This is a genomic window from Actinoplanes sp. NPDC049316 (assembly GCF_040677315.1).
Classification (GTDB): Bacteria; Actinomycetota; Actinomycetes; order Mycobacteriales; family Micromonosporaceae; genus Actinoplanes.
This window is the reverse complement of record NZ_JBFAQM010000040.1, coordinates 1-18,867: the sequence shown is the minus strand read 5'-3', so window position 1 is coordinate 18,867 and position 18,867 is coordinate 1. Positions and strand designations below refer to the sequence as shown.

The 18,867-nt window shown below is 74.1% G+C and carries 18 protein-coding genes; 12 read left to right on the top strand and 6 right to left on the bottom strand.

All coding sequences use genetic code 11. From position 1 onward, the window contains the following. Positions 1–55: 55 nt before the first annotated feature. From AB0K03_RS37250 to AB0K03_RS37235, 4 genes are all read right to left on the bottom strand, one after another. A complete protein-coding gene (locus tag AB0K03_RS37250) occupies positions 56–1,060 on the bottom strand; it encodes an NADP-dependent oxidoreductase (protein ID WP_364695536.1) in 1,005 nt (334 codons plus the stop codon). Between the two features lie 21 nt (positions 1,061–1,081). Next, positions 1,082–2,932 carry a molecular chaperone HtpG gene (gene htpG, locus AB0K03_RS37245; protein ID WP_364695533.1) on the bottom strand — a complete coding sequence of 617 codons (1,851 nt, stop codon included), beginning with the start codon at positions 2,930–2,932 and terminating at the stop codon, positions 1,082–1,084. Positions 2,933–2,988: 56 nt separating this feature from the next. Further along, entirely contained in the window at positions 2,989–3,750 is a 762-nt protein-coding gene (locus tag AB0K03_RS37240) for a hypothetical protein (RefSeq protein WP_364695530.1), read from the bottom strand. A gap of 100 nt (positions 3,751–3,850) precedes the next feature. Beyond that, positions 3,851–4,120 carry a hypothetical protein gene (locus AB0K03_RS37235; RefSeq protein WP_364695527.1) on the bottom strand — a complete coding sequence of 90 codons (270 nt, stop codon included), beginning with the start codon at positions 4,118–4,120 and terminating at the stop codon, positions 3,851–3,853. 190 nt (positions 4,121–4,310) lie between these two features. On the opposite strand from AB0K03_RS37235, the gene AB0K03_RS37230 reads away from it, so the two are divergent. Next, a complete protein-coding gene (locus AB0K03_RS37230) occupies positions 4,311–5,081 on the top strand; it encodes an alpha/beta hydrolase-fold protein (RefSeq protein WP_364695524.1) in 771 nt (256 codons plus the stop codon). Between the two features lie 16 nt (positions 5,082–5,097). Beyond that, positions 5,098–5,982 carry an ABC transporter substrate-binding protein gene (locus AB0K03_RS37225; RefSeq protein ID WP_364695521.1) on the top strand — a complete coding sequence of 295 codons (885 nt, stop codon included), beginning with the start codon at positions 5,098–5,100 and terminating at the stop codon, positions 5,980–5,982. 4 nt (positions 5,983–5,986) lie between these two features. On the opposite strand, the gene AB0K03_RS37220 is transcribed toward AB0K03_RS37225, so the two are convergent. Next, a complete protein-coding gene (locus AB0K03_RS37220; RefSeq protein ID WP_364695518.1) occupies positions 5,987–6,775 on the bottom strand; it encodes a CDP-alcohol phosphatidyltransferase family protein in 789 nt (262 codons plus the stop codon). A 122-nt stretch (positions 6,776–6,897) separates the two neighbouring features. On the opposite strand from AB0K03_RS37220, the gene AB0K03_RS37215 reads away from it, so the two are divergent. From AB0K03_RS37215 to AB0K03_RS37180, 8 genes are all read left to right on the top strand, one after another. Further along, positions 6,898–7,881, top strand: coding sequence for a dehydrogenase (locus tag AB0K03_RS37215; RefSeq protein ID WP_364695515.1), 984 nt, complete (start codon positions 6,898–6,900; stop codon positions 7,879–7,881). Continuing rightward, positions 7,882–8,280 (top strand): 6-carboxytetrahydropterin synthase, encoded by a 399-nt coding sequence (locus AB0K03_RS37210; RefSeq protein ID WP_364695512.1) that lies wholly within the window; start codon positions 7,882–7,884, stop codon positions 8,278–8,280. Further along, on the top strand, positions 8,277–9,311 hold the full coding sequence (locus tag AB0K03_RS37205; protein WP_364695509.1) for a glycosyltransferase family 4 protein: 1,035 nt from the start codon (positions 8,277–8,279) through the stop codon (positions 9,309–9,311). The genes AB0K03_RS37210 and AB0K03_RS37205 overlap by 4 nt, the downstream gene beginning before the upstream one ends. After that, entirely contained in the window at positions 9,308–10,108 is an 801-nt protein-coding gene (locus tag AB0K03_RS37200) for a methyltransferase domain-containing protein (RefSeq protein WP_364695506.1), read from the top strand. Before AB0K03_RS37205 ends, AB0K03_RS37200 begins: the two co-directional genes overlap by 4 nt. A 58-nt stretch (positions 10,109–10,166) precedes the next feature. Beyond that, positions 10,167–11,201 (top strand): lysylphosphatidylglycerol synthase transmembrane domain-containing protein, encoded by a 1,035-nt coding sequence (locus tag AB0K03_RS37195; RefSeq protein WP_364695503.1) that lies wholly within the window; start codon positions 10,167–10,169, stop codon positions 11,199–11,201. 37 nt (positions 11,202–11,238) lie between these two features. Beyond that, the gene (locus AB0K03_RS37190; RefSeq protein ID WP_364695501.1) at positions 11,239–11,928 is read left to right on the top strand and encodes a dihydrofolate reductase family protein; all 690 of its coding nucleotides are present in this window, start codon (positions 11,239–11,241) and stop codon (positions 11,926–11,928) included. Positions 11,929–11,982: 54 nt separating this feature from the next. Next, complete coding sequence (gene ribA, locus AB0K03_RS37185; RefSeq protein WP_364695498.1) at positions 11,983–12,630, top strand: GTP cyclohydrolase II; 648 nt, start codon at positions 11,983–11,985, stop codon at positions 12,628–12,630. An 87-nt stretch (positions 12,631–12,717) separates the two neighbouring features. Further along, complete coding sequence (locus AB0K03_RS37180; protein WP_364695495.1) at positions 12,718–14,652, top strand: SpoIIE family protein phosphatase; 1,935 nt, start codon at positions 12,718–12,720, stop codon at positions 14,650–14,652. Here the strand turns inward: AB0K03_RS37180 and AB0K03_RS37175 are convergent. Next, a complete protein-coding gene (locus AB0K03_RS37175) occupies positions 14,625–15,977 on the bottom strand; it encodes an alpha/beta hydrolase (protein WP_364695659.1) in 1,353 nt (450 codons plus the stop codon). The two genes, AB0K03_RS37180 and AB0K03_RS37175, sit on opposite strands and share 28 nt — an antisense overlap. 128 nt (positions 15,978–16,105) lie before the next feature. On the opposite strand from AB0K03_RS37175, the gene AB0K03_RS37170 reads away from it, so the two are divergent. Together AB0K03_RS37170 and recQ are read left to right on the top strand one after the other, a co-directional pair. Then, on the top strand, positions 16,106–16,924 hold the full coding sequence (locus AB0K03_RS37170; protein ID WP_364695492.1) for an alpha/beta hydrolase: 819 nt from the start codon (positions 16,106–16,108) through the stop codon (positions 16,922–16,924). After that, a complete protein-coding gene (recQ, locus tag AB0K03_RS37165; protein WP_364695489.1) occupies positions 16,921–18,780 on the top strand; it encodes a DNA helicase RecQ in 1,860 nt (619 codons plus the stop codon). The genes AB0K03_RS37170 and recQ overlap by 4 nt, the downstream gene beginning before the upstream one ends. Positions 18,781–18,867: the final 87 nt, after the last annotated feature.

Here is an 18,867-nt window from a genome sequence, read left to right as displayed (position 1 = left end):
TCACGCCGGCCCGGGCCCGCCGGCACGGCATGCCGCGCCGGCGGGCGCGCGTGACTCAGGACAGTTTCACGAGGGTCTTGCCGATGCCGTCGCCGCGCAGCATCGACAGGAACGCCTCCACGGCCTGGTCGACGCCCTCGAGGACGGTCTCGCGGTAGCGGATCGTGCCGTCGGCCACCTTCGGGGCCACCTCGGTGAGGAACTGGTCGCGCAGGTCGCCGTGGTCACGGACGAGCATGCCGCGGATGGTGAGGCGTTTGCCGATGACCTGGGCCAGGTTGCGGGGCGCCGGGACCGGTTCGGTGGCGTTGTAGACGCTGATCATGCCGCAGACGCAGACCCGGCCGTGGACGTTGAGCGCGGAGATCGCGGCCTCGAGGTGGTCGCCGCCGACGTTGTCGAAGTAGACGTCGATGCCGTCCGGGGCGGCCGCCCTGAGCTGGTCGCGTACGGGGGCCTCGTGGTAGTCGAACGCCGCGTCGAAGCCCAGCTCGTCGCGCAGGTAGGCGACCTTGGCCGCCGAGCCGGCGCTGCCGATGACCCGGGCGGCGCCCTTGAGCTTGGCGAGCTGGCCGACGACCTGGCCGACGGCGCCGGCCGCGCTGGAGACGAAGACGACGTCGCCGGGCTTGAACTCGGCGGTGCGGATGAGGCCCGCGTACGCGGTCAGCCCCGGCATCCCCAGCACGCCGAGGTACGCCCCCAGCGGCCCCCGGGACGGGTCGATCCTCGCCGCCGAGCGGGCCTCGACGAGGGCGTACTCGCGCCAGCCGAGCCCGTGCAGCACCGTGTCGCCGGGCTGGAAGCCGTCCGCCCCCGAGGCGACGACCTCGCCGACCGCGCCGCCCTCGAGCGCCTTGCCGAGCTCGTACGGCGGCACGTACGACTTGCGGTCGTCCATCCGGCCCCGCATGTACGGGTCGACGCTCATCAGCGTGTTCCGGACGAGCAGCTGCCCGGGTCCGGGATCGGGCACCTCGGTCCGCACGGTCTCGAAGTCGGTGGGCACGGGCGTCCCGTGCGGGCGGGCGGCAAGCCGGATCTCGGTCGAGGAGGTCATGCCGCCCACCCTAGGGGTCGTTCAGATCGTCCTGGCGAGGCGGTCCGCGAGGAGCTTCGCGAAGCGGGCCGGGTCGGCCAGGTCGCCGCCCTCGGCCAGCAGGGCCGTGCCGTACAGCAGCTCCGCGGTCTCCGGCAGGTCCGGGGCGTCGGCGCTCCGGGCGTACGCGTCGCGCAGACCCGTGACCAGCGGGTGGTCCGGGTTCAGCTCGAGGATGCGCTTGACCGGGGGCACCTCCTGACCCATCGCCTTGTACATCTTCTCCAGCGTCGGGGTGATGTCGTTCGCGTCGCTGACCAGGCAGGCCGGCGAGGTGGTGAGCCGGGTGGAGAGGCGGGCCTCCTTGACGTCGGCGAGGGTCTCGCCCAGCCAGGTGAGCAGCGGCGCGAACTCGCCGGTCTTCTCCTCGGACGGCTTCTCGTCGGCCTTCAGGTCGACGTTGCCACGGGCGATGGACTGCAGCTTCTTGCCGTCGTACTCGGGCACGGCCTCGACCCAGATCTCGTCGACGGGGTCGGTGAGCAGCAGGACCTCGTACCCCTGGGCCTTGAACGCCTCCATGTGCGGGGAGTTCTCGACCTGGGCGCGGCTCTCGCCGGTCATGTAGTAGATCGCGTCCTGGCCGTCCTTCATGCGGGACACGTACCCGGCGAGGGTGGTGGGCTCGTCGCCGGTCGTGGAGGCGAACGACGCGACGTCGAGGATGGCCTTCTGGTCGTCGGCCTCGCCGAGCAGGCCCTCCTTGATGGCCCGGCCGAACTCGCGCCACAGGGTGCGGTACTTCTCCGGCTCCTTGGCCATCAGGTCCTTGACGGTCGACAGGACCTTCTTGGCCAGGCGCCGGCGGATCAGCTGGATGTGCCGGTCCTGCTGCAGGATCTCGCGGGAGATGTTCAGCGACAGGTCGGCCGCGTCCACGACGCCCTTGACGAAGCGCAGGTAGTCGGGCATCAGCTCGCGGCTGTCGTCCATGATGAACACGCGCTTGACGTACAGCTGGATGCCGCGGCGGCCGTCGCGCTGGAACAGGTCGTGCGGCGCGCGGGACGGGATGAACAGCAGGGCCTCGTACTCGAAGGTGCCCTCGGCCCGCATCTGGATGATCTCCAGCGGGTCGGTCCAGTCGTGGCTGATGTGCCGGTAGAACTCGGTGTACTCCTCGTCCTTGACCTCCGAGCGCGGCCGCGCCCAGAGCGCCTTCATGGAGTTCAGCGTCTCCGGCTCGCCCTCGCCCTTGAGCAGGCGGATCGGGAACGAGATGAAGTCGGAGTACCGCTTGACGATCTCGCGGATCTTCCACTCGTCGGCGTAGTCGTAGAGCGCGTCCTCCTCGTCCTTCGGACGCAGGTGGACGGTGACCGCGGTGCCGGTGGGGGCGTCGGCGACGTCCTCGATCGTGTACGTGCCCTCGCCCGCCGACCGCCACCGGGTGCCCGCGTCCTCGCCGGCCTTGCGGGTGACCAGGGTGACCTCGTCGGCGACCATGAACGTCGAGTAGAAGCCGACGCCGAACTGCCCGATCAGCTCGGCGGACTCCGCCTCCTTGCTCTCCTTGAGCCGGCGCAGCATCTCGGCGGTGCCGGAGCGGGCGATCGTGCCGATGAGCCCGACGACCTCGTCGCGCGACATGCCGATGCCGTTGTCGCGCACGGTCAGCGTGCGCGCCTCCTTGTCGGCTTCGATCTCGATGTGCAGGTCGTCGGCGCGCAGGCTGTCCTCGGTGAGCCCGGCGAGGCGCCGCTTGTCCAGCGCGTCGGAGGCGTTGGAGATGAGCTCGCGCAGGAAGATGTCCTTGTTCGAGTAGATCGAGTGGACCATCAGCTGCAACAGCTGCCGCGCCTCGGCCTGGAATTCCAGCGTCTCGGTGCCCATGTCATCCCTCCGTGCGTAGGTACGTTCCGCCGCTGATCGTATGACCCTGCGCCGGTCTACCCGAAGGGGTTCCCCGGCGGCACGGACGGGGGCCAGGTCAGCGAGCCGGGGTCGGGCAGACCACCTTCGCCGGGCTCCCACGGGAAGTCGTGATCGTGGTCCTCGCCGCCCTGGTCCTGCGGCTCGGACTTCGCCGGCTCCGGTTCGGACGGCTCCTGCGGCGCCTCGGTGACCGGCGGGGTGGCCGGTTCGGCCGGCGGAGTCGTCACCGGGGGCGTGGTCGTTGGGGGCGTGGTCGCCGGCGGGGTGGTGACCGGCGGCCTCGTGGCGGGAGGCCGGCTGACCGGCGGCCGGGTGTGCGGCCGGGCCGGCGGCTTGGTGGCCGGGACGGGCTTCGAGGTGGCCGGCGTGGTGGGCCGGGCCGGCGTGGTCGGCGTCGGCAGCGGCGGCCGCACCAGCGGCGGCGGGCTCGGAACCCGCTGCGGCGTCACGCCGGGCGCGGTGGTGCGGCTGCCGGTGGCGCCGGTCGCCGTACCCGTCGCCGCCGGAAGGCCCGGCCACGGGCTCAGCGTGCGGATCTCGGACGGCGCCTCCGCCGCGCCCTCCTGCGCCGAGCCGGCGGGCCTGCCGGGCACCGGCAGCCGGGCCGGGCCCATCTCCGTCTCCGCCCCGGCGATGACCGTGCGTTCCGGCGGCGCCGTCGCCGTCCCGCCCGTCTCCGCGCTCTCGCCGCTGAGGACCAGCGCGCCCCCGCTCGCGACCAGGAGCGCCACCATCCCGCCGACGACCTGCTTGTCCCGCCTCGTCAACTCACCCATGAAACCGTCATACAGGTACGAACAGGACTTCCGTGTCGGATCAGGCGGATTTCCCTCCGTGTCGCCGGACCGTCAGGAGCACGGTCGCGGCTCACCCCGGTCAGCAGCCGGGGCCGGACGCCCGCCCACCCACGATCCGGTACGCGGACACATCGCCCTTCACGTACGGCCGGAGCTGCTCCATGCGGACCGGGGCGGCGCCGGACTGGGCGGCGTAGGCGACGATCGCGTCGTCCACCGCTCGGCAGCTCACCTGGTCGGCGACCTTGACCGTGGCCCCCGTAAGGCCGTGCGAGTTCACCACAGCGTAAGAAACACCGGCAACACTCACAGTGATGGCAGCAACCATCGCGACCTCGGTCAAGTTCACGAGGGCAGCATACGCAGTGACTCTGAGGCACCACACCGGCCGAACGGCCAGCCTAAGTTAACTCTATGTAATTACAGTCCCAGATCGAGGGCGGCCGTGGCGCCCGCGCCGGCCACGGCGGCCGTCGTCGCCGGGGTGGCGTTGATCGTCGTGCCGTCACGGCGGGCTCCGCGCGGCGTTGAGGACGGTGATGAGACGACGGACGCTGCTGGCGGGGGCGGGCGCGGCGGTGGCGATCGCAGCCGCCGGGGGCTACGCCCGGAACAGGTACGCCGCTGAGCCGGTGATCCCGGACGCCCCGCTCGGCGACGAGCGCCTGGAGACCCGGCGGTCGCGGGCGCGGGGCCGGGACGTCGACTTCTACACGGCCGTGCCGGCGGGGCACGGCGACGGGCGCGGGCTGCCGGTCTGCCTCGTGCTGCACGGCGCCTCCAAGACCGCCGCCGACTATCCCGCGCTCGGCCTGGGCCGGTTCCTGACCGATTCCGTACGCCGCGGCAACGCCCCGTTCGTGCTGGCCGGGGCGACGGGCGGGCGGCTGGCGTGGCGGCCGTCCGGCACCGACGACCCGCAGGCGATGGTGCACGAGGAGATCCCCGCCTGGTGCGCCCGGCGCGGCTTCGACACCACCCGGATCGCCGCCTTCGGCTGGTCCATGGGCGGGTACGGGTCGCTGCTGCTGGCCGAGACGTTCCCGGGTTTCGTCCGGTCGGTCGCCGCCTTCTCCCCCGCGGTCTCCCCGGGCGACGAGGTGTTCGCACAGGTGGACCGGTTGCGCGGCATCCCGGTCGGTCTGTGGTGCGGCACCGGGGACGGCCTGCTCCCCGAGGTGAAGGCGCTGGAGAAGGCGCTGCCCGAGGGCCGGGCGGCCGGCAGCTACCGCGAGGGCCGGCACAACTTCGCGTACTGGAGCACCTGCCTGCCGGAGGCGTGCGACCTCATCGCGCGGGCGGTGGCATAGGGCAGACTGACGGACCATGCGCCTGGTCTCGCTGCTGCCCTCCGCCACGGAGATCGTGTACGCCCTCGGCCTCGACACCGACCTGGTCGGCGTCACCTTCGAGTGCGACGAGCCGGCCCGGGCCCGGGCGGACAAGGCGGTGGTGGTCGGCGGCCGGGACACCCGCGGCCTGAGCCCCGCCGAGATCGACGCGTACGTGAAGTCGCAGCTGGCGGCCGGCGGCGACCTCTACACGCTGCACGAGGACGCGCTCGCCGGCCTCGAGCCCGACCTGATCCTCACCCAGGACCTGTGCCGGGTGTGCGCGCTGCCCTCCGGGCACGTCTCGGACGCGCTGGAGCACCTGGGCTGCCGGGCGGACGTGGTGTCGCTGGACCCGTACACGCTGGAGGAGGTCCTCGGCACCTTCCTGACGGTGGGCGAGCGGGCCGGGGTGCCGGAGCGCGCGACGGCTCTCGTCGCGTCGCTGCGCGCGCGACTGGACGCGATCGCCGCCGCTGTGGGCGGCCGTCCGCGTCCGCGGGTGGCCGTCGTCGAGTGGGTCGACCCGCCGTTCACCGCCGGCCACTGGGTGCCCGACCTGGTCACGGCCGCCGGCGGGGAGCCCGTCGCGGCCCGTCCCGGCGCCCGGTCGGTCGAGACCTCGTACGCCGAGCTGGCGGCCGCCCGGCCGGACGTCGTGCTCGTCACGCCGTGCGGGTTCCACCTCGACGGCGCCGCCGGGCAGGCCGAGCGGGTCGTGCCGCACTTCCCGGACGCGGCGGTGTGGGCGATCGACGGCGACGGCCTGGTGGTCCGGCCGGGTCCGCGGCTGGTCGACGGGATCGAGGCGATCGCGGCGGTGCTGCACCCGGACGCGGTGCCCGCCGCCCGGCCGGGGACCGTGCGGCGGATCTCCTGACGCGTCAGGCGCTGACCGAGGCCGGCCGGCGGGTACGCCGCACGCCGGGGACCATACGCGGCAGCACCCGGGCCCGGCGGGCGGCCACCGAGGCGCGGCGCTCCTGCTCAGCGCGCCACAACCAGGCGATGTCCTTGCCGAACGACCAGATGAGCGAGGCGAGGGCGGCCGCCACGGCGACCCGGGTGATCGCGTCCGGCAGCACGCCCGCGGTGGCCACGACCAGCACGACGCCCTGGGTGGCGGCGACGACCTTGCGGGAGAACCGGGGCGGCAGCGCCGCGAGGATCCACGGGGCGACCGCGGCGGCCGCGACGAACAGGTACCGGGCGGCGCCGATGAGCAGGGCCCACCAGCCGACGGTGCCGGCGACGTAGACGCTCAGCACCAGCGCGAGGAACGAGTCGACCTCCATGTCGAAGCGTGCGCCGAGCGGGGTGACGTTGCCCGTGCGGCGAGCGACCTGCCCGTCGACCCCGTCGAGGGCGAGCGCGACACCGACCAGCGTCACCAGGACCGGCAGCGCCACGGAATGTTCGAAGGACGTGACCACCAGCGCCGTCACCGCGCCGACGAGCGTGGCCCGGCCCAGAGTCACCGCGTTGGCGGGACCCATGGCGCGCATCCCGGCCCGGCGCATCCCGGAGCGGAGCAGGGCGCACAACACCACGGCGTACGCGAGGCCGGCCAGCCAGCCCGCCGCGCTCAGGCCCACCGTGGCGGCGAGCGCCGCCATGATGACGACCTGGGCGGCCACACCGGCGAGGGGGCCTCGGCCGGAACGGGCCGTCATGGTGTCGATGCTGAGTGTCACAGTGCCTCCGGGTGGGCAAGATCGGGTCCCGCGTATGGTTGCCGCTGTCCTAAACACGCTTCCCCAGCGCGTTCGGTTCAGTCACCGGAGGAGAAACACCCATGGCGGGTACGGCCGAAGCGTTCTGGCTGGCGCGCCCCGGTACGGGCGAGATCCGGCCGGTGGACGTGCCGGAGCCCGGACCCGGCGAGGTGCTGGTCCGCACGCTGCACTCCGGGGTCAGCCGCGGCACCGAGACGCTGGTGTTCCGCGGCGGCGTGCCGCACAGCCAGCACGGGATCATGCGCGCCCCGTTCCAGGAGGGCGACTTCCCCGCCCCCGTGAAGTACGGCTACCTCAACGTCGGCGTCGTCGAGCAGGGTCCGGCGGAGCTGCTCGGCCGTACGGTGTTCTGCCTCTTCCCGCATCAGACCCGCTACGTCGTCCCGGCCGACGCGGTGACCGTCGTGCCACCGCGGGTCCCGGCCCGACGGGCGGTGCTCGCCGGCACGGTGGAGACCGCGCTCAACGGGCTCTGGGACGCCGCGCCGCTGATCGGCGACCGCATCGCCGTGGTGGGCGCGGGCATGGTCGGCGCGAGCGTCGCCGCGATCCTGTCCCGCTTCCCGGGCGCCCGCGTCCAGCTCGTGGACACCGACCCGGACCGGGCGCGGATCGCCGCGGCGCTCGGCGTGGACTTCGCCCTGCCCGCCGACGCCCGCGACGACTGCGACCTGGTCGTGCACGCCAGCGCCACCTCGGCCGGGCTGACCCGGTCGCTGGAGCTGCTCGCCGCCGAGGGTACGGTCGTCGAGCTCAGCTGGTACGGCGACCGCGAGGTCAGCGTGCCGCTCGGGGAGTTCTTCCACTCCCGGCGCCTCGCCATCCGCAGCAGCCAGGTCGGCGGCATCGCCCCGGCCCGGCGCGGGCGCCGCTCGTACGCCGACCGCCTCGCGATCGCCCTCGACCTGCTCGCCGACCCGGTGTTCGACACGCTGATCACCGGCGAGTCCGAGTTCGCCGCGATGCCGGAGCTGCTGCCCCGGCTGACCCGCGGCGAACTGCCCGCCCTGTGTCACCTCATCACCTATCCGACGGGAGAGTAGATGTTCAGCGTCACGGTCCGTGACCACATCATGATCGCGCACAGCTTCACCGGGGAGGTCTTCGGACCGGCCCAGAAGCTGCACGGCGCCACCTTCGTCGTGGACGCCACCTTCAAGCGTCCCGAGCTGGACGCGGACAACATCGTGGTCGACATCGGGCTGGCGAGCCAGGAGCTGCACGCGATCTGCGGCGGGCTCAGCTACCGCAACCTGGACGACGAGGCGGACTTCGCCGGGATCAACACCTCGACCGAGTACCTGGCCAAGGTCATCGCCGACCGGCTCGCGGAGAAGGCGGCGGGCGGCGCGCTCGGCGCGGGTGCGAGCGGGCTCACCGGCATCGCGGTCACGCTGCACGAGTCGCACATCGCGTGGGCGACGTACGAGCGAGACCTGTGACCGGACCGCTGTACGCGGTGCTGCCGGGCGACATCGACGACCCGGCGGCGCCGAGCGGCGGCAACACGTACGACCGCCGGGTGCTCACCGGGCTGGCGGCCACCCGCGCGGTGCACGAGATCGCGGTCGCCGGGCCGTGGCCGTACCCGGGACCGGAGCAGGCCCGCGAGCTGACCGCCGCGCTGCAGTCGCTCCCCGGCGGCGCCACCGTGCTGATGGACGGCCTGGTCGCCGGCGCCGTCCCGGAGATCGTCGAGGCCCAGGCGGCGCGGCTGCGGCAGGTCGTGCTGGTGCACCTGCCGCTGGGCGACGAGACCGGGGCCGCGCCGGAGCTGCCCGAGCGGGAACGGCGGGCGCTGCACGCGGCGCACGCCGTGGTGGCCACGAGCGAGGGCGCCGCCCGCCGCATCGAGGCCCTGCACGGGCTGTCCCCGGGCACCGTGCACGTCGCGCCGCCCGGCGTGGATCGCGCGCCGCTCGCCGAGGGCAGCGCGGACGGCCGCCGCCTGCTGTGCGTCGCCGCGGTCACCCCGCGCAAGGCGCAGGACGTGCTGGTCGACGCCCTCGTCCGCCTCGAGGACCTGCCCTGGGAGTGCGTGTGCGCCGGCGCGCTCGACCGCGACCCGGCGTACGCGGCCCGCGTGACGGCGCGCAGCGACCGGGTGCGCTTCGTGGGCGCCAGGACGGGCGCCGCGCTCGAGGCCACGTACGCCGCCGCCGACCTGCTCGTGCTGCCCTCGCGCGCCGAGACGTACGGGATGGTCGTCACCGAGGCGCTGGCCCGCGGTATCCCCGTGCTCGGCACCCGGGTGGAGGGCGTGCCCGAGGCGGTGGGACGAGCCCCGGACGGCGCCGTACCGGGTGGGCTCCTCCCGCCGGGCGACGTAGAGTCCCTGGCCACGGCCCTGCGCCGGTGGCTGACCGACCCCGGTCTGCGCGCCGCCTGGCGCACCGCGGCCCGCGCCCGGCGGGACACGCTGCGCGGCTGGGACGAGACGACCCGACGACTGAGCGAGGTAGTGGACAGATGACCGGAGAGTTCAGCACCGAGTGGCTGTCGCTGCGCGAGCCCGCGGACGCCGCCGCGCGCTCCACCGACCTCGCCGGCCTCGTCCGGCCGGCGGGCGGCGAGATCGTCATCCGCGACCTCGGCTGCGGGACGGGCTCGCTGGCACGCTGGCTGGCTCCCCGGCTGCCCGGACCGCAGCGGTGGGTCCTGCAGGACCGTGATCCGGCGCTGCTGGCGTACGCGGCCGCGCACCTGCCCACCGCCGCGGCGGACGGCAGCCCGGTCACCGCCGGGACCGCCCAGGGCGACGTCACGGAGCTGACCGCCGCGGACCTGACCGGGGTGTCGCTGGTCACCTGTTCGGCCCTGCTCGACCTGTTCACCGCCGACGAGGTCACCGCGCTCGCCGAGGCCTGCGCGGCGGCGGGCGTGCCCGCGCTCTTCACGCTCTCCGTCACCGGCGAGGTCACCTTCGACCCGCCGCACCCGCTCGACGCCGAGGTCCGCGCGGCGTTCAACGAGCACCAGCGGCGCGAGACGGGCGGCCGCCGGCTGCTCGGGCCGGAGGCCGTCGGCGCCGCGGCCCAGGCGTTCGCCACCGCAGGGGTGACGGTCACCACCCGGGAGAGTCCCTGGTCGCTGGGGCCCGACACGCCCGCCCTGCTCGCCGAGTGGCTGCGCGGCTGGGTGGCCGCGGCCGCCGAACAGCGCCCTGAGCTGCGGCTCGACGGCTATCTTGCGGACCGGCTGGCCGCGATCGAGGCCGGCACGCTGCACGCGACCGTGGGTCACCAAGATCTTTACGCCCGCAAGGACTGAACCGCCCGGCGCCGCCGGGACGTATGAGTGTCAGGACGGCGAGCTACAAGGGGGCGGCATGAACCGATCGATCTGGGCGTGGGCGCGGCTGCTCGGCGGGGCAGGGATCCTCGCCGTGCTGCTCTGGCGCCTGGGCACCGGGGCGTTCGTCGACGGGCTGCGGGTGATCGACGCCCCCGCCCTCGGCCTCGCCTTCGCGATCGGGGTGACCACCACCGTGTTCAGCGCCTGGCGCTGGTGTCTGGTGGCCCGCGGCCTGGGCCTGCGGCTGTCGATGCGCAGCGCGATCGCCGACTACTACAAGGCCCTGTTCATCAACGCGGCTCTGCCCGGCGGCGTCCTCGGCGACGTGGACCGGGCCGTGCAGCACGGCCGGGACGCCGGTGACGTGGGCAAGAGCGTTCGGGCGGTGGTGCTGGAACGCACGGCCGGGCAGATCGTGCTCGTCTGCGTCGGGGTCGCCGTGCTGCTGACCGTACCGTCGCCGGTGTCGTCGCATCTGCGCGAGCACGGGCAGGCGGTCGCGGTGACCGCCGCGGCCGTCGCCGCGGTCGCGGTCCTGCTCGTCGTCGCGGTCGGCCGGCTGCGCAGCGGCGCGTCCCGCTGGGCCCGGGCGGCGCGGACCGCGGTCGCCGAGGTCCGCGCGGGGCTGCTCGCCCGCGGCAACTGGCCGGGCGTCCTGCTCGCGTCGACGGTCGTGCTGGCCGGGCACCTGGCGACCTTCGTGGTCGCGGCCCGCGCCGCCGGCTCGGACGCCTCGCTGCTGCGCCTCACGCCGCTCATGCTGCTGGCGCTGCTGTCGATGGCGCTGCCGGTGAACATCGGCGGCTGGGGGCCGCGGGAGGGCGTGACCGCCTGGGCGTTCGGCGCGGCCGGGCTCAGCGCCACCCAGGGCCTGACGATCTCCGTCGTGTACGGCCTCTTCGCCTTCGTCGCGGCGCTGCCGGGTCTTGTGGTCATTGCCACACGGGCCGCGAGCCGGGCCCGGGCGCGGGCGGCGGCACGGGCCCTTCCGATGGTGGAGATTGTCGAGATCGCGCCGGTACGTCCCACCGTCCGCCCGGTCCGGGAGTTGGTCGGCAGCGGTGCGTGAGGGTGCCGCCACCCTCGGCGCGGATTATGTTGGTGCGGTGGAAGATCGGCCGTACGTCCTGCTGAGCTGCGGCATGTCCATCGACGGATATGTCGACAGCGCGGACGACGAACGGCTGCTGCTGTCCAACGACGCCGATTTCGACCGGGTCGACGAGGTCCGCGCCGGCTGCGACGCGATCCTGGTCGGCGCCGGCACCGTACGCCAGGACAACCCGCGGTTGCTGATCCGCGACGAGACCCGGCGCAAGACCCGCGAGGCACGCGGGCAGTCACCGGACCCCGTCAAGGTCACCGTCACCAGCAGCTGCGACCTGGACCCGCGGGCGCACTTCTTCACCCTCGGCGAGTCCGCCAAGCTGGTGTACTGCGCCACCCCGGCGATGGCACCGGCCCGGCACAAGCTGGGTCACCTCGCCACGGTCGTGGACGGCGGCGACCCGGTCGACCTGCGCCGCGTCACCGCCGACCTGGCCGGCCGCGGCATCGCCCGGCTCATGGTGGAGGGCGGCGGCACCGTGCACACCCAGTTCCTGACCTCCGGGCTCGCCGACGAGCTCCAACTGGTCGTCGCGCCGTTCTTCGTGGGCGACTCCAAGGCCCCGCGCTTCGTCGGGGACGGCGACTTCCCGTGGTGCGCGCAACGCCGCGCGCAGCTCGCCGACGTCCGCCGCATCGGCGACGTGGTGCTGCTGCGGTACGCGTTGTCCGACCGGTTCCGGGACTGACACCCCCGCTGCCAGGGGTACGGGGAAAGACCGATCATCGAAAGTGGGGGGCCGATGTCCGAAGCGCCGGGCTGGAGGGACGTTCCAGGGGCCACCGTACGCACGCGCGTGACGGTGCCGCTGCGCTTCGCCGACGGCTACACGACCACCGCCCGCGTGCTCACCTTCGACGGGCTGCTCGACGGCCGGGAGCACCTCGCCCTGGGACTGGGCGACTGGGAACGGGCCGTGCTCGACGCGCCGCTGGTCCGCCCGCACAGCGAATGCCTGACCGGCGACGTCTTCGGCAGCCAGCGCTGCGACTGCGGGCCGCAGTTGCGCGAGGCGGTCGAGCGCATCGCGAGCGTCGGCGGGCTGCTGCTCTACCTGCGCCAGGAGGGCCGCGGCATCGGCCTGTACGCCAAGCTCGACGCGTACGCGCTGCAGGAGGCGGGGCTGGACACGTACGAGGCGAACGTGGCGCTGGGCCGCGGCGAGGACGAACGCGACTACACGGCGGCGGCGCAGATGCTGCTGGCGCTGGGCGCGGACAAGATCCGGCTGCTCAGCAACAACCCCGACAAGGCGGCGCAGCTGCAGGCGTGCGGGGTCGAGGTGAAGGAGCGCATCCCGACCGGGGTGCACCTGTCCCCCGCCAACCGGCGCTACCTCGCGACGAAGGCCACCCACACCGCGCACACCCTCGACCTGCCGGGCCTCTGAGGGCGGGCTCACCCGCCGGGCGACGTGCGGCCCCGGCGGCGGGGCACGATGATGGCCTGACAGCGGCACAGTGGGAAGCGCGGTGGGATGGGCGGAGAGCGGGCCGGTGACCCGGAGGCGGTCACGTCGGCAGTGGAGCAGATGCCGTTCATCCTCATCGTCTGCGAGGGCCCGGAGCTGCGCCTGGCGTACGTCAACGCGGCGACCCGGGCGCTGATCCCCGGCCGCGAGACGCTGGGCCGCCCGCTGAGCGAGGTGTTCCCCGACGTCGGCGGGCAGCAGTGGATCGAGCTGTACGCCGAGGTGCTGCGCTCGGGCGAGGCCGTGAGCGGCGTGGAGTGGCGGGCGACGCTCACCGGGCCCGACGGTTGCGTGCAGGAGGTCTACGCCACCTTCTCCATCAGCCCGTGGCGCCGCGCCGACGGCGGGATCCGAGGGGTCATCGGCGCCGGCTTCGACGTGACGCCGATGGTGCGGGCCCGGCTCGCCGCCGAGAGCCGCGCGGAGCACCTCCAGGAGCGCTACGAGAAGACGCTGGACGTCGTCACGGCCCTGCAGGGCGAGCTGCTCCCGCACGGGCTGCCGGTGCTGCCGGGCGCGCGGATCGCCGCGAGCTACCTGCTCGCCGACACCGACCGCGCCGCGGGCGGCGACTGGTTCGAGGCGGTCGCGCGCGAGGACGGCACGGTCGCGCTGGTCGTCGGCGACGTGGTGGGTCACGGCGTCACCGCGTCGGGCGTGATGGGCCAGCTGCGCGCGGTGCTGCAGGACCGGCTCGCCGGCGGCGCCGGCATCGCGGAGGCGATGGCCGCCGTGGACCGCTTCGCGCGGCGCAACCCCGCCGCGCACGCCACCACCGTCTGCCTCGCCGTGCTCGACCCGGGCAGCGGCGGGCTGGCGTACTGCACGGCCGGGCATCCGCCGCCGCTGCTGGTCGGCGCGGACGGTGACACCCGTTATCTGGCACCGACCGGCGCGGCGCCGCTGGGCACCGGCGGTGACTTCCCCGTACGCGAGGAGCGGCTCGGCATCGGTGACCTGCTGCTCCTGCACAGCGACGGCATCCTGGAACGGCCGGGCCTGTCCGTGCCCGACGGCCGCGCCGAGCTCGCCCGGGTCGCCGCGGCGGCGGCCACCGGACGGGCGCTGCACGCACCGCAGGACACCGCCGCCGAGCGCGTGTGCAGCCAGACCGTCGAGCTGCTGGTGCGAATCAGCGGGCACAGCGACGACATCACGCTGCTCGCCGCCCAGCGGGTCGCCCCGCCGCCCGAGCTGGTCCTGGAGCTGCCGGCCGAGCTGACCTCGCTGCGGGCCTCGCGGACGGCGCTCGCCGGGTGGCTCGCCGCCGCCGGCGCGACCGAGGACGATTCGTTCGTGCTGCAGCACGCGCTGAGCGAGCTGGTCACCAACGCGATCGAGCACGGGTACGGCGGCCGCGCCGGTGCCGGCGTCCGGATGACCGTACGGCTCACCCCCGCCGGCGAGGTCGTCGCCGAGGTCCGCGACCGGGGCTCGTGGCGCGAGCCGGCCCGCAAGTCCCTGCGCGGGCGAGGGCTCGCGCTGACCGCGCAGCTCGTCGGGGATCTGCGCGTGGAGCCAGGGCCGGCGGGCACGGTCGCGACGCTGCGGCACACGCTGACCCGCCCGGCCCGTACGCCCGGTGTCACCCGCCACTCCGGCACACGCCCGGCCCACGCCGAGGCGATGCGCCTCGAGGAGGCGGGGCCGGACGAGGTCCGCGTCGTCGGCCCGCTCGACGCCACCACCGCCACCCACCTGCGGCAGGACCTGCTGCGCCGCAGCCGCGGCGGCGCGCTCCCGCTCGCGGTGGACCTGACCGGGGTCACGCTGCTGGCCAGCGCCGGGGTGTCGGCCCTGCACCACGTCGCCGAGCGGCACCGGCGCCAGGGCTCCCCGCTGGACCTGCACGCCGGCCGCGGCAGCGCCGCCCAGATCGTCCTCGACCTGGTGGCGCTGCCGCACCGGGTGACTCAGGCCGGGCACACCGCCCCACGCTGAGGCACCACGAGCCTGGTCAGATAGGCGTCCACCGCTGCCCGCATGCACCCCGAGCCGCTGTTGTACGAGCCGTGCCCGGCGCCGGCGTACGTGAGCAGCACCCCCGACCGGCCGAGCTGGCGCGCGACGGACAACGCCCAGTTGTAGCCGCTCGCCGGGTCGTGGCGCGCGTTGATCTGCAGCAGCGGCGTACGGGTGTGTACGTGCAGACGGTGCTGGGGATTGGCCACGGGCTGCGGCCAGCCCAGGCACATGCCGACCGCCATGACGCCCGCCGAGTAGCGCAGGTCGCGGGTCTGCGCCCGCTCCAACTCCCGGGCGTACGCGCGGTAGTCGCCGACCGGCAGCGCCCAGTCGTTGCAGAACACGGCCGGGACGGGCGGAGGCGGCGCGGCTCGCTCCGCCGGCCGGTGGTCGAGCAGGGTCCGCATCGTCGCCGCGAGGGTGGCGTAGTCGGGGCCGTACAGATAGCGGTGCGCGGTGACGGTGAGGTCCCAAGCGGACAGGTTGATCGCGCCTCGGTCGGCGTCGGCCATGAGCCGCGCCCAGGCGGCGTGCGCGTCATGGCCCGGCAGGTCGCATGCGGTCTCGGTGCACCAGCGGGCGAACGCGTCGAAGGAGTCCTGCAGCGCCCAGGCCTGCGTACGTAGGAAACCCCTCGTGTCCCGGCTGTGGTCGACGGAGCTCTCGAGCACGATCGCGCGGACCCGGGACGGGTAGCGCTCGGCGTACTGCTCGCCGAGAAGGGTGCCGTACGAGCTGCCGTGAAAGGTCAGCCGCGACTCGCCGAGCGCAGCGCGCAGGGCGTCGAGGTCGCGGACGGTGCTCGCCGTGTCGGCGTGATCGAACAAGGCCCCGTACGCCCGGCGGCACCGGCTCCAGAGCGCGCGGTTGTCGCGGACCCGCTGATCGAATTCGGCCTGGCTGTGCACGACCGGATCGGCGTACGCCGGCTTGCACGGCATCGCGTGGCTGCGGCCCACCCCGCGGGGGTCGAAGCTGACGATGTCGAACCGGCGCTGCAGGTCCGCGCTGAACCGGCCGATCCCGGTCTGGACGCGGTCGGTGCCGGAGTCGCCGGGTCCGCCGGGGCCGAAGACCAGCGTGCCGACGCGGGCGGCCGGATCGGTGGCTCTGCGGCGCGCGACGGCCAGGTCGAACGTCGCACCGCCGGGATCGGACCAGTCGACGGGCAGCCGAAGCGTCGCGCAGTCCGCTCCGCTCGTCGCGCAGGGGTGCCACTCGATCGTCGGCGGCCGGGCGTGGGCGGGCGTGGCCACGAGCGCGCCGGCGGCCAGCGCGAGGACCAGAGGCCGGGCAATCATCATGCGTCGATGCTTCGCCGCGGCCGCCGGGTGGTCATCGGGGTGATACCCCGAGCCGCCCCCTAAGGTTGCGGCCCGGCCACGCCGTCCTGTTGACGCCCTTGGCTAATAGCAGTAGCTTTATGGCTATGAGACTTAAGACTTCGCTCGGCTCCCTTGCGTACGACGACACCGGCAGCGGGCCGCTCGTCCTCTGCCTGCCGGGGATCGGCGACAACCGCGACTCGTACCGGCACCTGACCCCGCTGCTCACGGGGGCCGGCCACCGCGTCGTCACACTCGACCCCCGGGGGCAGGGCGAGAGCGACGCCGTCTGGCCCGACTACTCCCCCGACGCGACCGCGGACGACGTGATCGCCCTGCTGCGGCACCTCGACGCGGGGCCCGCGCTGATCGTCGCGAACTCGTACACGGCGGCGTCGGCGGTGCGCGTGGCGGCGATCGCACCCGGCATGGTGTCGGCCCTCGTCCTGACCGGCCCGTTCGTGCGGGTCATGCCGCGGCCGAACGTCATGCTGCGGCTCGCGGTGGCCGCGGTGGGGCGCTTCCGGCCGATGTGGATGGCGTACTGGGCGTACTCGTTCAGGACGCGCCGTCCCGAGGACTTCGCGGCCGCGCGCAGGCGGCTGTCCGCCCAGATGGCCGAGCCGGGCCGGATGGCGGCGCTGCGGGCCCAGTTCGCCGCGGACGTCTCCGGCTGCGAGGCGCTGCTGGACTCGGTCCGCGTGCCCACGCTGGTCGTCATGGGCACCAAGGACGCCGATTTCCCCGATCCGGCCGCCGAGGCGCGACTCGTCGCGGACCGGGTGCGTGGCACCGTCACGATGATCGAGGGCGCCGGCCACTACCCGCACGCCGAGTTCCCGGCGGAGACCGCGGCGGCCGTACGGTCGTTGTCCACAGCCCCCGGAGCGGACGGCGGCGGGGTCACTAAACTCGCGGGGTGACTTCCGCTCCCCCGCTCGCGGGCCCCGCGTACGACGTGCTCAGCCGGGTGTTCGGCTACGCCGAGTTCCGCGGCGGGCAGCACGAGATCATCGAGCACGTCGTGGCCGGCGGCGACGCCCTGGTGCTCATGCCCACCGGCGGCGGCAAGTCGCTCTGCTACCAGATCCCCGCGCTGGTGCGCCCCGGGACCGGGGTGGTGATCTCTCCGCTCATCGCACTCATGCAGGACCAGGTGGACGCGCTGCGTACGCTCGGCGTGCGGGCCGGCTTCCTCAACTCCACCCAGGAGTCGCACGAGCGCCGCCGCACCGAGCAGCAGTTCCTCGCCGGGGAGCTCGACCTGCTCTACGTCGCGCCCGAGGGCCTCGGCTCGCCGGCCACCCAGCGGCTGCTCGACCAGGGCCGGATCGCGCTCTTCGCGATCGACGAGGCGCACTGCGTCGCGCAGTGGGGCCACGACTTCCGCCCCGACTACCTCAACCTGTCGATGCTGCACGAGCGCTGGCCCGACGTGCCGCGCATCGCGCTGACCGCCACGGCGACCAGCGCCACCCGCGAGGAGATCGCGACCCGGCTCGACCTGACCGGCGCGCGGCACTTCACCGCGAGCTTCGACCGGCCCAACATCCAGTACCGCATCGTGCCCAAGAACGAGCCCCGCCGGCAGCTGCTCGAGCTGCTGCGCACCGAGCACGCCGGCGACGCCGGCATCGTCTACTGCTTGTCGCGCGCCTCGGTGGAGAAGACCGCCGAGTTCCTCACCCAGCAGGGCATCGCCGCGCTGCCGTATCACGCCGGCCTCGACGCGCAGACCCGAGCCGCCAACCAGAGCCGGTTCCTGCGCGAGGACGGCCTGGTCATGGTCGCGACGATCGCGTTCGGCATGGGCATCGACAAGCCGGACGTCCGGTTCGTGGCCCATCTCGACCTGCCCAAGTCGGTGGAGGGCTACTACCAGGAGACCGGGCGGGCCGGGCGCGACGGGCTGCCGTCGACGGCCTGGCTGGCGTACGGGCTGCAGGACGTGGTCCAGCAGCGCAAGATGATCGAGACCTCGGACGGCGACGCGGCACACCGGCGCAATCTCGCCGCGCACCTCGACGCGATGCTCGCGCTGTGCGAGACGGTCCAGTGCCGCCGCGCGCAGCTGCTCGCCTACTTCGGCCAGGCCGCCGACCCGTCCTGCGGCAACTGCGACACCTGCCTGAACCCGCCGGAGTCGTGGGACGGCACGATCCCGGCGCAGAAGCTGCTCTCCACGGTGCTGCGGCTGCAGCGCGAGCGGGGGCAGAAGTTCGGCGCCGGCCAGTCCATCGACATCCTGCTCGGCAAGACGACCGAGAAGGTGACCCAGTTCCGCCATGACGAGCTGTCCGTGTTCGGCATCGGCACCGAGCTGCGCGAGCAGGAGTGGCGCGGCGTGGTCCGGCAACTGCTGGCGCAGGGGCTGCTCGCGGTCGAGGGCGACTACGGCACGCTGGTGCTGACCGACGCCAGCGGCAGCGTCCTGCGCCGCGAGCGGGAGGTCATGCTGCGCCGCGAGCCGGAACGCACCCGCGCGCCCCGGGCCCGGCGTGCGTCCTCCTCCGGCGGCAGCGCCGCGCCGGCCGCCGACCTGGACCCGGCGGGCGCGGCGGCCTTCGAGCGGCTGCGCGCCTGGCGGGCCTCGGCCGCGCGCGAGGCCGGCGTCCCGGCCTACGTGATCTTCCACGACGCGACCCTGCGCCAGATCGCCGCGCTGCGGCCGGGCTCGCTGGCCGAGCTGTCCACCGTCAACGGGGTCGGCGAGAACAAGCTCGCCAAGTACGGCCAGCCGGTCCTGGAGGCCCTCGCCACCGGCGAAGCGGCCGGATAAGCGGGCCGGGCCCGGGCGGGCCGGGGCGGCCGGGCCCGGGAACGATGACCGTGTCCGCCGGCCTGGGCTTCGCAGTCGTCCAGGACC